This is a genomic window from Nocardiopsis mwathae (genome assembly GCF_014201195.1).
GTDB lineage: Bacteria > Actinomycetota > Actinomycetes > Streptosporangiales > Streptosporangiaceae > Nocardiopsis_C > Nocardiopsis_C mwathae.
Window position 1 is genome coordinate 5,761,601 of the sequence record NZ_JACHDS010000001.1, and the last position, 13,295, is coordinate 5,774,895.

General features: G+C 68.9%; 11 protein-coding genes. All 11 read left to right on the plus strand.

Features of this window, described 5'->3' with window-relative positions; translation table 11 throughout:
- Window positions 1-22 precede the first annotated feature (22 nt).
- Window positions 23-898, plus strand: a complete 876-nt coding sequence (gene panC, locus HNR23_RS25365; RefSeq protein WP_184079433.1) for a pantoate--beta-alanine ligase — start codon at window positions 23-25, stop codon at window positions 896-898.
- An 89-nt stretch (window positions 899-987) separates the two neighbouring features.
- Window positions 988-3,555, plus strand: a complete 2,568-nt coding sequence (locus tag HNR23_RS25370) for an L-aspartate oxidase (protein ID WP_184079435.1) — start codon at window positions 988-990, stop codon at window positions 3,553-3,555.
- Window positions 3,556-3,584: 29 nt separating this feature from the next.
- Window positions 3,585-4,376 (plus strand): type III pantothenate kinase, encoded by a 792-nt coding sequence (locus HNR23_RS25375; RefSeq protein ID WP_184079437.1) that lies wholly within the window; start codon window positions 3,585-3,587, stop codon window positions 4,374-4,376.
- Window positions 4,377-4,441: 65 nt separating this feature from the next.
- Window positions 4,442-5,938 (plus strand): bifunctional lysylphosphatidylglycerol synthetase/lysine--tRNA ligase LysX, encoded by a 1,497-nt coding sequence (lysX, locus tag HNR23_RS25380; protein ID WP_184079439.1) that lies wholly within the window; start codon window positions 4,442-4,444, stop codon window positions 5,936-5,938.
- A 723-nt stretch (window positions 5,939-6,661) separates the two neighbouring features.
- On the plus strand, window positions 6,662-6,901 hold the full coding sequence (locus HNR23_RS25385) for a LuxR C-terminal-related transcriptional regulator (RefSeq protein WP_184080881.1): 240 nt from the start codon (window positions 6,662-6,664) through the stop codon (window positions 6,899-6,901).
- Window positions 6,902-7,011: 110 nt separating this feature from the next.
- Window positions 7,012-7,536 (plus strand): amino-acid N-acetyltransferase, encoded by a 525-nt coding sequence (locus HNR23_RS25390; protein ID WP_184079441.1) that lies wholly within the window; start codon window positions 7,012-7,014, stop codon window positions 7,534-7,536.
- A 940-nt stretch (window positions 7,537-8,476) separates the two neighbouring features.
- Entirely contained in the window at window positions 8,477-8,752 is a 276-nt protein-coding gene (locus HNR23_RS25395) for a hypothetical protein (protein ID WP_184079443.1), read from the plus strand.
- Between the two features lie 220 nt (window positions 8,753-8,972).
- Window positions 8,973-9,308: a histone-like nucleoid-structuring protein Lsr2 gene (locus HNR23_RS25400; RefSeq protein ID WP_184079445.1), complete on the plus strand. Its 336-nt coding sequence runs from the start codon at window positions 8,973-8,975 to the stop codon at window positions 9,306-9,308.
- A 623-nt stretch (window positions 9,309-9,931) separates the two neighbouring features.
- Window positions 9,932-12,442 carry an ATP-dependent Clp protease ATP-binding subunit gene (locus tag HNR23_RS25405; protein ID WP_184079447.1) on the plus strand — a complete coding sequence of 837 codons (2,511 nt, stop codon included), beginning with the start codon at window positions 9,932-9,934 and terminating at the stop codon, window positions 12,440-12,442.
- Window positions 12,443-12,595: 153 nt separating this feature from the next.
- A complete protein-coding gene (locus HNR23_RS25410; RefSeq protein WP_184080883.1) occupies window positions 12,596-12,871 on the plus strand; it encodes a CopG family transcriptional regulator in 276 nt (91 codons plus the stop codon).
- Complete coding sequence (locus HNR23_RS25415; RefSeq protein WP_184079449.1) at window positions 12,868-13,284, plus strand: PIN domain-containing protein; 417 nt, start codon at window positions 12,868-12,870, stop codon at window positions 13,282-13,284. The genes HNR23_RS25410 and HNR23_RS25415 overlap by 4 nt, the downstream gene beginning before the upstream one ends.
- The last annotated feature ends 11 nt before the right edge of the window (window positions 13,285-13,295 follow it).

A 13,295-nucleotide genomic window follows, 5' to 3' on the forward strand; every position in this document is an offset into this window, starting at 1 on the left:
CCGACCATTGAGGACACCCGACATGACAGAACCGGCAACCACTCCTCCCCGCACCGCCCCGGTCGTGGCCCGGACCCCCGAAGAACTCGACCGGCTGCGCCCCGACCTCGGCCGCATCGCGCTCGTCCCCACCATGGGCGCCCTGCACACCGGACACCGCAGCCTGGTCGCCGCCGCGCGCGAGCAGGCCGACGCCGTGGTCGTCAGCATCTTCGTCAACCCCCTCCAGTTCGGGCCGAACGAGGACTACGACCGCTACCCCCGCACCTTCGAGGCCGACCTCGCGATCTGCGCCGAGGACGGCGTCGACGCGGTCTTCGCCCCGCCGGTCGAGGTCATGTACCCAGGGGAACAGGTGGTCACGGTCAGCCCCGGCCGGATGGGCCAGGTGCTGGAGGGCGAGTTCCGCCCCGGGTTCTTCGACGGGGTGCTCACCGTCGTCAACAAGCTCTTCAACCTGGTCCGGCCGGACATCGCCGTCTTCGGCCAGAAGGACGCCCAGCAGCTGGCCGTCGTGCGACGCATGGTGCGCGACCTGTGCATGCCCATCACCGTCATGGGCGCGCCGACCGTCCGCGACAGTGACGGCCTGGCCACCTCCAGCCGCAACGTCTACCTCGGAGCCGAGGAGCGCACCAGCGCGCTGGCACTGTCCCGCGCCCTGCTGTCCGGGGCGGACGCGTCCGTGACCGGGCCGGTCGGTATCCTCAGCGCAGCTCGTGACGTTCTGGACGAAGCCGCCCGCGCGACCCCGCCGGTCGCCGTGGACTACCTCGCCCTGGTCGACGCGCACACGTTCGACGAGGTCCCCAACGACTTCCGGGGCGAGGCGGTGCTCGCCGTCGCCGCCTGGGTCGGCAAGACCCGACTGATCGACAACGTGCCGCTGACCCTGTAGCGCACGAGTCATCCCGGCGGGACGCGGCACCACCGGCCGTGTCTGCCGTGACGAGGGCGAACGACGTGGACATCGAGGAGGTCACACGGGTGAGCGAGAGACAGGCGCCGCTGCCCCGCCGGCTCACGGCGCCCGCGCCCGGCTGGTCCGTCGAGGCCGACGTGGTCGTCGTCGGCTCGGGTATCGCCGGGCTGAGCACCGCTCTGCGCTACGTCGAGCGCTCCCCGGCGGGCCGGGTCGTCCTCGTCACCAAGGACCTGTTGTCCACCGGGTCCACGCGCTGGGCCCAGGGCGGCATCGCCGCCGTCATCGACCCCTCCGACGCCCCCGTCGCGCACATGGTCGACACCGTGATCGCCGGGCGCGAACTGTGCGCCCCCGAGGCCGTGCGCGCCCTGGTCACCGAAGGCCCCGATGCGCTGCGCTGGCTGATCGAACGCGGCACCGCCTTCGACCGCACCGGCGCCGGGGAGCTCGCGCTGACCCGCGAGGGCGGCCACCGGGCCCGACGCATCGCGCACGCCGGGGGCGACGCCACCGGCGCCGAGATCCAGCGTGCGCTGAGCGACGCGGTCCGGGCCGCGTCCCGCATCGAGCTCATCGAGCACGCCTTCGTCCCCGACCTGCTCATCGGCGCGGGGGTCGGGGGAGCGGTGCGCGGCGTCACCGTGCACGTCATGGGCGAGGGCGAGCGCGACGGCGTGGGTGCCGTGCGCGCCGGGGCGGTCGTGCTGGCCACGGGCGGCATCGGGCAGGCCTTCGCCGCTACCACCAACCCCGAGGTGTCCACCGGCGACGGGGTGGCGCTGGGCCTGCGCGCCGGAGCCACCGCGCGCGACCTGGAGTTCGTGCAGTTCCATCCGACGGTGCTGTGGCTGGGCGCCGACGCCCGCGGCCAGCAGCCGCTCATCTCCGAGGCGGTGCGCGGAGAGGGTGCCTTCCTCGTCGATGCCGCCGGCCGCCGCTTCATGCAAGACCTGCACGACCTCGCCGACCTCGCCCCGCGCGACGTCGTCGCCCAGGGGATCGCCGCGGCCATGGCCGCCACCGGTGCCGACCACGTCCACCTCGACGCCCGGCACTTCGGCGCAGCGATGTGGGAGGAGCGGTTCCCCACCATCCTCGCCTCGTGCCGCAAACACGGCATCGACCCGGTCACCGACCTGATCCCGGTGGCCCCCGCCGCCCACTACGCCTCCGGTGGGCTCACCACCGACCTCAACGGGGAGACCGACGTCCCCGGGCTGTTCGCCGTCGGCGAGGTCGCCTGCACCGGTGTGCACGGCGCCAACCGGCTGGCGTCCAACTCGCTGCTGGAGAGCGTCGTGTTCGCGCACCGGGTGGCCGAACGGCTGATTCGACGCCCCGCCCCCCGGCCCGACGCCGTCGCCGACCGGACCGCCGACCTGTCGGCGGGGCTGGTCGCGCCGAGCGTCGTGCCGCGCATCCGCGCCACCATGTCCCGCCACGTGGGCGTCGGCCGCGACGCGCAGGGCCTGGAACGTGCCCTGCGCGAGCTCGACGCGCTGGCCGCCGACCCGGCCAACGCCGACGCCGAGCCCGGCACCCCCGCCTGGGAGGCCGCCAACCTGCTGACCGTGGCGCGCACGCTCACCGCCGCCGCCCTGCACCGCGCCCGGCACCTGACCGCGCCGGGCGGCCCCGCACCGAGGCGCGGGCCGACCAACGTCGCGGTCCGAATCGAAGGGAATGCCATGTCCGTGGACCGGTCCCGCGGCGAGGTCCGGCTGCCCGAGCACCTCGCCGCCGAGCTCGCCGAGATCACCCGGGGCGATGTCCGCGGGTCCGGCACCCTGGGTGTCGAGCGGCTCGTCGCCGACGCCCTCGACGAAGACCTCGGCCCCGACCAGGACGGCCCGGATGTCACCACCGCCGCCACCATCCCCGCCGCGCAGCTTCGCACCGCCGACGTGGTGGCCCGCGCCGACGGTGTCGTCGCCGGGCTGCCCTTGGCCGAGTACGTCTTCTGGGCGGTCGCCGACGGGATCCTCGACGTGGAGCGGCACGCCGCCGACGGCGACCGGGTGCGCCGCGGCGATGTCCTGATGACGGTGACCGCCCGCACCCGCCACCTGCTCACCGCCGAGCGCACCGCGCTCAACCTGCTCACCCACCTCTCCGGTATCGCCACCGCCACCCGCGCCTGGGCCGACGCCGTGGCCGGGACGCGGGCGAGGATCCGTGACAGCCGCAAGACCCACCTCGGCCTGCGTGCGGTGGAGAAGTACGCGGTGCGCTGCGGGGGCGGGACCAACCACCGCTTCGGGCTGTGCGACGCCGCGCTCATCAAGGACAACCATGTGGTGGCCGCCGGCGGAGTGGCCGAGGCGGTCGCGGCCGTCCGCGGCGCCTTCCCCGACATCCCGCTGGAGGTCGAGGTCGACCGGATCGACCAGATCGAACCGGCGCTGCGGGCCGGTGCGGAGGAGATCCTGCTCGACAACTTCACCGTGGAGGAGTTGCGCGCGGCCGTGGCCCTCGTGGACGGCCGCGCGCGGCTGGAGTCCAGCGGAGGGCTGACTCTTTCCGCCGCTTCACGGGTGGCGGAGACCGGGGTGGACTATCTTGCGGTGGGTGCCCTCACGCATTCCAGCCCGGCGCTGGACATCGCGCTCGATCTGCGCGAAAGTCACTGATCCGTTCCACGACCTCGGATAAGGCCCAGATGCTGCTCGCTATCGACGTCGGTAACTCGCACACCGTCCTCGGCCTCTTCGACGGGGACGACCTGATGGAGCAATGGCGTGTCGGGACGGAGGCCCGGCGCACCGCTGACGAGTGGTCGGTCGTGCTGCGCGGACTCGTGGGCTCCAGCGAGCTGCTGACCATCGCCGACATCGACGGGATCGCGCTGTGCTGCTCGGTGCCCTCCGTGCAGCACGAGATGCGCGAGATGTTCCGACGGCAGTTCGGGGACGTCCCGGCGGTGATCGTCGAACCGGGTGTGAAGACCGGCGTCCCGGTCCGGATGGACAACCCCAAGGAGGTCGGCAGCGACCGCATCATCAACGCACTGGCGGCCGTGCAGCTTTACGGCGGCCCGTGCATCGTCGTGGACTTCGGCACCGCCACCACGTTCGACGCGGTGAGCGTCAAGGGCGAATACGTCGGCGGTGCCATCGCCCCGGGGATCGACATCTCGGTGGAGGCGCTGTCGCAGCGCGGTGCGCAGCTGCACATGGTGGAGATCGTCAAACCGCGCAGCGTCATCGCCAAGAACACCACCGAGGCACTGCGCTCGGGCATCGTCTACGGCTTCTCCGGCCAGGTCGACGGCATCGTCGACCGGATGGCCCAGGACCTCACCGACGACGTCGACGACGTCGACGACGTCACGGTGGTGGCCACCGGCGGGCTGGCGCCCCTGGTGGTGGAGGAGTGCGAGACCGTGGACGTCCACGAGCCGTGGCTCACCCTGGTCGGGCTGCGCCTCGTCTTCGCCCGCAACGCGGGGTGAGAAGGGGTGCGGCGGTTGTGGACAGGCGCCCCGGGCACACGGATCGGGCCGATAGGATCGGGCCTGTGAGCGATGTGCTGGACGAATCCTACGATGAGCTGCCCGAGCAGATGCGGGTCCGGCGGGAGAAGCTGGACCGGCTGCGGGGCGAGGGGATCGACCCCTTCCCCGTCACCTTCCCCCGGACCACCGCCATCGGTGCGGTGCGGGAGAAGCACGCCGGGCTGGAGCCCGACACGGCGACGGGCGAGCGCGTCGGGATCGCCGGCCGGGTCATGCTCTACCGCACCGGGGGCAAGCTCTGCTTCGCCACGCTGCGCGACGAGTCCGGCGACCTCCAGGTGATGATGTCCCTGGACAAGCTGGGTGCCGAGGCACTGGCAGCGTGGAAGAGCGACATCGACCTGGGCGACCACGTCGGCGTCGAGGGCGAGGTCATCACGTCGCGGCGCGGCGAGCTCTCGATCATGGTCGACGCGTGGCGGCTGACCGCCAAGTGCCTGCGCCCTCTGCCCGAGAAGCACAAGGGGCTGACCGACCCCGAGGCGCGCGTGCGCCAGCGCTACGTCGACCTCATCGTGAACCCCGAGTCGCGGGAGATGGTGCGCCGCCGGTCGGCCGCGATCCGGTCGCTGCGCTCGACCCTGGACGGGCTGGGCTATATCGAGGTCGAGACCCCGATGCTGCAGCCCGTGCACGGCGGCGCCACGGCGCGCCCGTTCACCACGCACATCAACGCCTACGACCTCGACCTGTACCTGCGCATCGCGCCGGAGCTCTACCTCAAGCGGCTCGCCGTCGGCGGCATGGAGAAGGTCTTCGAGATCAACCGGAACTTCCGGAACGAGGGTGCGGACTCCACGCACAACCCCGAGTTCACGATGCTGGAGTTCTACCAGGCCTACGCCGACTACAACGTGATGGCCGACATCACGCGCACCCTGATCCAGGACGCGGCGCGGTCGGTCTTCGGCTCGCCGGTCGTGGAGCGCGACGGCGAGGAGTTCGACCTCGGCGGAGAGTGGCCGTCGGTCACCCTGTTCGGCGCGGTGTCCGAGGCGCTCGGCGAGGAGATCACCCCGCGGACGCCGATCGACACGGTGCGCAAGCACGCGGACGCCCGGGAGATCGAGTGGAGCCCCGACTGGGGCCAGGGCAAGCTGGTCGAGCACCTGTTCGAGGAGCTGGTGGAGCACACCCTCGTGCAGCCCACCTTCGTGCGGGACTACCCGCTGGAGACCAGTCCGCTGACCAGGGTGCACCGCGAGGACCCGTTGCTCACCGAGAAGTGGGACCTCATCGGGTTCGGCATGGAGCTGGGCACCGGGTACTCCGAGCTGGTCGACCCGGTCGAGCAGCGGCGGCGGCTGACCGAGCAGTCGCTGCTCGCGGCGGGGGGCGACCCCGAGGCCATGCAGCTCGACGAGGACTTCCTGCGCGCCCTGGAGTACGGTATGCCGCCCTCGGGCGGCGTCGGCATGGGCATCGACCGCCTGCTGATGGCCTTCACCGGCAAGAACATCCGGGAGACCGTGCTCTTTCCACTCGTCAAGCCGGAGTGAGCGCGGCGGGGTCGGCGCGCGGTGCGCGAACGCCGGTCCTGGGGTGAGACGATCGCCGGGGGCATCCGGTTCGCGTTGCCGAATCGTGATATTCGTTCACTGTGTAAAGCCCCAGGCCATCGCACTGTCTTCATGGTCACTTTCTTCAATACTCTTCGGCCGATCACGGTCCGTGCCGCGCCTGCGCGCTGAAGATTATTTTCGCAGGTCACTGCCGTCTTCGTAGGTTCTTGTTCTCTACGGATGTGACGATACGTCTGTTTATAATCACTCTGAGTAAGATGATTGACCTTGACGCCCTGTTCCCAGCCGCTTAGCGTTTCGAAGCGAGCGGAGATTTTCCGCCTGTTTGCCGTAGTGGATCTGAGGTGACGGCGAGTGAGGATGGCTGAGCGCGGCTCCGGCAGGTTCGCCCATCTCTCGCCGTGTGTGCACTCGCCCGGTCTGTCCGTCCCAGACCGAGGTCATCGGGTCCGCGGATCATGGCCTACACCGAGCTCTCGTTTCTGTGCCAGGGGAACGAGTACGTCGGTGGCCTGCCGTCGGTCCGCATCAGCGCCCGAGCGCATATGTCCGGAGGTTCGTACCTCACCTCACCCAAGGTTCCTGCGGCGACGAGTTGTTGTTCCGCACTCACCATGGATGAGGGAGGACGGAGTGGAACAGGCCACACTCGTACGTCGTGCCGTAAACGATCCCGGTGTCCCGCCGTTCGGCGAGGCAATGGTGCCGGCCCCCGCGCCTTCGCGCGATGGCGGGCCGAGCCTGCCGGTCGAGCTGACCGACGATGAGCTCCAGCTGCTGGCGGAGATCGCCACCGGCGTGACCACGGACGTCGCCGCGCGGCGTCTCGAACTCAGCGCGCGCACCCTGCGCCGCCGTCTCCGGGCCATATGCGACCAATTGGGCGTCAACACCCCGATAGAAGCGGTGGTGTGGGCCGCCCGCAAGCAGCTGATCTGACCGAACACCGAACCGTGTGAAGTTCCGCCCGGGAGAACGAGGCATCCCGGGTGGGACTTCTGTGGTGCCGACTCCGCGCGGGTGACACGGGTAGGTAACCTTATTCGGTCATGCCCATAACGCAGGTCGCCGTCCGCCGCGCGCGGACCCAAGACGTCATCCACATCCGCCGACTCATGGATATGTTCAGCGGGGAACGCCGTGTCCTCTCCAAGAGCACGGTCAACCTGTACGAGGACATCCAGGAGTTCTGGGTGGCCGAGGCCGACGATGGCGAACGGCGGACCGTCGTCGGCTGCGGTGCCCTGCACGTTCTGTGGGAGGACCTCGCCGAGGTCCGCACCGTCGCGGTCGACCCCGCCCTGCAGGGGCACGGCGTCGGCCACCGCATCGTCCGCGAGCTCCTGGTGCACGCCCGGGATGTGGGGGTGCGGCGCGTCTTCTGCCTCACCTTCGAGACCGCCTTCTTCGGCAGGCACGGCTTCGAGCCCATCCAGGGCACTCCCGTGTCCCCCCGCGTGTACGAGGAGCTGCTGAGGTCCTATGACGAGGGCGTAGCCGAATTCCTCGACCTGGAGCGGGTCAAACCCAACACCCTCGGCAACACCCGCATGCTCGTGTATCTGGATGACTGAGCACGCCCGGACGGCCGCGCAGGCGCCGGGGCGTGGATCAAATGGCGCCACCCCTTCGGGTACGTCCGATTGCATTGCCGACGGCGGGTTTCTCCGCAGAGTGCACGAATCCCGGTGGTTTCTGACAACTGGTGGGGAGGGTGCGCAGGTCCCCGGCACCGTTTTCGTCCCCGCCCGGAACACCGGGGGCGGGCTGGACGGGTCGGATTGGCACGCACATCCCCATACCGGGTGGGGGTGAGTGAAATCACCGCGACCCGGTAGGGCAATGCCGGGGCGGTAGGCGCACGGGTGGAGCGTTCACGGCCGAATCCCACAGTGAGCCCGTGAGTACTTGGTGCGAATATGCAGTTCAGGTCGGAACCCGGCGCCCTACCTCCCAAAGTCCTCTTGTAGCGTGCCCGTAGGACTTACGCTCTTCTTAGATGGTGTCCCGTTAGGTACCGCCAGAGTCACGATCCCACAACTTGCCGAGGTCGTTTGCGCGTTCGCGTCAACCGGGGTGAGAGTGGGGTATAGAGGCAGGTAATCTATGGATTGTGATCGAGAGGCCGCGGGAGGCTTCCTTCCGGACGTGCCGAGCCGGGCGAGTGGGGCCGGTTTCATATCCCCAACCCTCTCGGGGGTGATTCCGCTCGCATGTGGCTACGAAGCGTTGTCAGTTCACCGGTGATTCGGTCGCGACCCCCCGCGCTTATGGGAGATCGCGAAGTCCTCGGGACGCCGTCCCCCCTATTGCGGCCCCGGCTGCCGCCCGGGTCGAGGTTCTGGGACTCCTCGCACGTAGGGGGTCTTGGAAAGGGGCCGAAGGTGTCTATGATGTCGGGGTCCCCCTTCCCACACGGTTGGGGATGCGGTCAGAGTGTCCGCGTGACCCGAACACGCCCCTCCGTGGGGTAATTGCTGCATAAAGTAACGACAAGGAAGGGGAGTGCGTTCGATGGGTGATATTTTGTCGGCGCTGATCCCCCCTGCCGTTGTCGCGGCGGTCTTCTGCACGTTCGTCGTCAAGCTGCTCCGTAAGGAGATGGCTCCGAGAACGTCGGACGGCCGGCTCGTCAGTGAAGTCGACGACGCAACGGGTTCCGCGCAGGGCGACGCCGCGGCGGCGAGCCCGGCCGGGGCCGCCGCCGTTGCGCCGGAAGACGGGGCAAAGGGTGCGGAGGGGGCTTCTCCGGAAGTTCCCGCCGACCGTGGCGATGCCGCTGACCGCTAACCGACAAGGTATGGGAATGGGGTCAGGCCCCTCGTGTTAACCCTTGCCGCCCGCCCAGGGGTGCGGCAGGGGTATCGAGCGTCGCGCCGAGCTTTTCGCCGGGGAGGCTCCGGCGCGGACCGCACGATTTTTTGCCGCGCGGAGAATTGTCTTCCGCGTTCTTTCCGGATAGCTTTATATTAAGGTGCCGTCGCACCGCACTCTTGAAAGGTTTGTATCTATGGCACAAAAGGTTCAGGTGCTTCTCGTCGACGATCTCGACGGCGGCGAAGCGGAGGAGACCGTTTCGTTCGGGGTCGACGGTACTAGCTACGAAATCGACCTCAGCTCGGACAACGCCTCGAAGCTGCGCGAAGCGATCGCCCCGTTCGTCGAGGCCGCCCGCAAGGCCCCGGCCAAGCAGGGCCGCGGCGGACGCCGCGCCGCGCGCAGCGCCCCCAGCCGTGAGCGCAGCGCGGAGATCCGCGCCTGGGCGAAGGCCGCCGGCAAGCAGGTGAACGAGCGTGGCCGCATCCCGGCCGCGATCGTGGCCGAGTACGAGGCCGCCCAGCGCTGACCCCGCGCCATGCGGGCCTAGCGTGCATCGCGTCGTGGAACACGGCCGCGGGCCGACACGTGTCGAGCGGATGCTTTCCGGTGAGCGAGCGCCCTTGCGGCGGCCGCGCGTGAGGAAGCGATCCGCACAACGCGCCCTGGGCCCGCGGCGGTGCGGGGCTGCGCCGTTCGCGGCGAACCGGGCCCCCTTCCGGACCCGCACGGGGATCACCGCCGGATCACCCGGTCCGGAGGACCCCGAGTCCCGCGAGGCGGTGTTCGCGGCCTGCCGCTCTCTGTTCGCTGAGAGCAAACCACCGCAGTATTCACAGGACGGCCCGCGTGCCCCCGCCATCCGGGGGCGCGCGGGCCGTTCGCTTGCGGCGTACTTGGAACACTGAAGGCCCGATTGGTAGTTGGATGAGGGTGAACGCCCTATCGTCGGGGAAAGTCTCTGGCACGGATGGTCTGGGACGGCCACCGTGCGGGATGTGTTTGTCGGGTCGGTCCGGGTGGACCGGACGGCTTGGTGGACGGGTGCGGTAGCGCCCTGCAGGGGCTCACTCCCCGGCGGGGCCGGAATGCGGAAAAGTGAGGGCCGGAGCTTCCGTCCCTGCCGGACCGCTCTGTGAGGAGCGACGAGACATGTTCGAGAGGTTTACCGACCGCGCACGGCGCGTGGTGGTCCTGGCGCAAGAAGAGGCCAGGATGCTCAACCACAACTACATCGGTACGGAGCACATCCTGCTCGGCCTCATCCACGAGGGTGAGGGCGTCGCCGCGAAGGCCCTGGAGAGCCTGGGGATCAGCCTGGAGGCGGTCCGCCAGCAGGTCGAGGAGATCATCGGGCAGGGTCAACAGGCTCCTTCCGGTCACATCCCCTTTACCCCGCGCGCGAAGAAGGTCCTGGAGCTCTCCCTCAGGGAGGCCTTGCAGCTCGGGCACAACTACATCGGTACGGAGCACATCCTGCTCGGCCTCATCCGCGAGGGCGAGGGCGTGGCCGCGCAGGTCCTGGTCAAGCTCGGTGCCGACCTCAACCGTGTGCGCCAGCAGGTCATCCAGCTGCTGCACGGCTACCAGGGCAAGGAGCCCCAGGCCACGGGTGCCTCCTCGGAGTCCACTCCGTCCACGTCCCTGGTGCTCGACCAGTTCGGCCGCAACCTGACGCAGGCGGCGCGCGAGAGCAAGCTGGACCCGGTCATCGGCCGGGACAAGGAGATCGAGCGCGTCATGCAGGTGCTGTCGCGCCGGACCAAGAACAACCCGGTCCTGATCGGTGAGCCCGGCGTCGGCAAGACCGCCGTGGTCGAGGGCCTGGCGCAGAAGATCGTCAAGGGGGAGATCCCCGAGACGCTCAAGGACAAGCAGCTCTACACGCTCGACCTGGGCGCGCTGGTCGCCGGCAGCCGGTACCGCGGCGACTTCGAAGAGCGCTTGAAGAAGGTGCTCAAGGAGATCCGCACGCGCGGTGACATCATCCTGTTCATCGACGAGCTGCACACGCTGGTCGGAGCGGGCGCGGCGGAGGGCGCCATAGACGCCGCCTCCATCCTCAAGCCCATGCTGGCCCGAGGTGAGCTGCAGACCATCGGCGCCACCACCCTGGACGAGTACCGCAAGCACCTGGAGAAGGACGCCGCGCTGGAGCGCCGCTTCCAGCCGATCCAGGTCGACGAGCCGACGATCTCGCACACGATCGAGATCCTCAAGGGCCTGCGCGACCGCTACGAGGCGCACCACCGGGTGTCCATCACCGACAGCGCGCTGGTGGCCGCGGCACAGCTCGCCGACCGCTACATCAGCGACCGCTTCCTGCCGGACAAGGCCATCGACCTCATCGACGAGGCCGGCTCGCGCATGCGCATCCGCCGCATGACCGCCCCGCCGGACCTGCGCGAGTACGACGACAAGATCGCCGAGGTCCGCAAGGACAAGGAGTCCGCGATCGACGCGCAGGACTTCGAGAAGGCGGCGTCGCTGCGCGACGACGAGAAGCAGCTGCTGAACAAGAAGGCGCAGCGGGAGAAGGAGTGGAAGGCCGGCGACATGGACGTCGTCGCCGAGGTGAACGAGGAGCTCATCGCCGAGGTCCTGGCCACCGCCACCGGCATCCCGGTCTTCAAGCTCACCGAGGAGGAGAGCTCCCGGCTGCTGCGCATGGAGGACGAGCTGCACAAGCGGGTCATCGGCCAGGAGGACGCCATCAAGGCGCTCTCCCAGGCGATCCGCCGCACCCGGGCCGGGCTCAAGGACCCGAAGCGCCCCGGTGGCTCGTTCATCTTCGCCGGCCCGTCGGGTGTCGGTAAGACCGAGCTGTCCAAGACGCTCGCCGAGTTCCTGTTCGGTGACGAGGACGCGCTGATCCAGCTCGACATGAGCGAGTTCATGGAGAAGCACACCGTCTCGCGCCTGTTCGGCTCGCCTCCCGGCTACGTCGGCTACGAGGAGGGCGGCCAGCTCACCGAGAAGGTGCGCCGCAAGCCGTTCTCCGTGGTCCTCTTCGACGAGATCGAGAAGGCCCACAACGACATCTTCAACTCGCTGCTGCAGGTTCTGGAGGAGGGTCGGCTCACCGACGCCCAGGGGCGCACGGTCGACTTCAAGAACACCGTCATCATCATGACGACGAACCTCGGTACGCGGGACATCTCCAAGGGCGCGGCCATGGGCTTCGCCAAGGAGGACGACGCCAAGACCAACTACGACCGGATGAAGGCGAAGGTCAGCGAGGAGCTGAAGACCAACTTCCGGCCCGAGTTCCTGAACCGTGTGGACGACGTCATCGTCTTCCACCAGCTCACCGAGAAGGAGATCATCAGCATCGTCGACCTGATGGTCAACCAGCTCGACGAGCGCCTCAAGGACCGCGACATGGGCCTGGAGCTGCGTCCGAAGGCCAAGACGGTCCTCGCCGAGCGCGGCTACGACCCCGTCCTGGGCGCCCGGCCCCTGCGCCGGACGATCCAGCGGGAGATCGAGGACCAGCTCTCGGAGAAGATCCTCTACGGCGAGGTCCAGCCCGGCCAGATCGTCGTCATCGACGCCGAGGGCGAGGGCACGGACGCCAAGTTCACCTTCCACGGTGTGCCCAAGCCGGACTCGGTTCCGGACACCCCGGCGGTCGAGGAGACCGCCGCGGGCAAGAGCGAGTAGCCGCACCCGCTCCACCGCACCCGGCCTGACCGAAGCGGGCCCACGCCACCACGGCGTGGGCCCGCTTTCGCATAGGTGGGGTGATAGTGGTCGCCTGAGGAACTTCTATGGAATCCCTGCGCGAAGACGACCGCGAGGAGTATGGTCGTGAGTATGGCAACAAAGAAAGTGACCATCACCATCCCAGAGGATCTACTCGAAGAGATCCGTGCCGAGGTGGACGAGCGGGGCATATCGGCGTACTTCACTGAGGCCGTGCGCCAGAAGCGGGACCGTGACCTGCTCGCTGAACTGTTCGACTGGCTCCAGGAGGAGTACGGTCCGGTCAGCGAGAGTGCACGCGCCGCCGCGTGGGCTGAGTTGGCGGAAATCGACGCCGAGCACGAGACACGGCGTGCTTCTGCTCGCGAATCGGAGGACGCCGCGTGACGAGGCGGTACGCCAATCTCAAGCCACTGCGCTACTTCGTTCTCGACTCTGAAGCACTGTCGCTGATAGTGCACGGCGATGAGCGGATGATGGCATTCGTCGAGATAGCGGTCGGAGGCCACGCCGACATGGTCACCTCCCCGATGACACTCGTCGAGGCCTACGACGGGAAGATCACCGAACGGCGTTGGGACTGGGCGCTCTCCCGGATCCAGGTCAACAAGATCGGCAAAGAAGAGGCCCGTGCTGCTCGCCGACTACTCGCAGAGACCAAGCTCCATGGACACCAGTATGCGGTGGACGCTGTCTTGGCTGTCATCGCCCGCCGGTTGAAGGGTGATGTCACGATCTTCACCTCGGACGTGGAGGACCTGAAGCTGCTGGCCCCGGGCATCAGCATCCGGCGCGTGTGAGCGCCTGACCG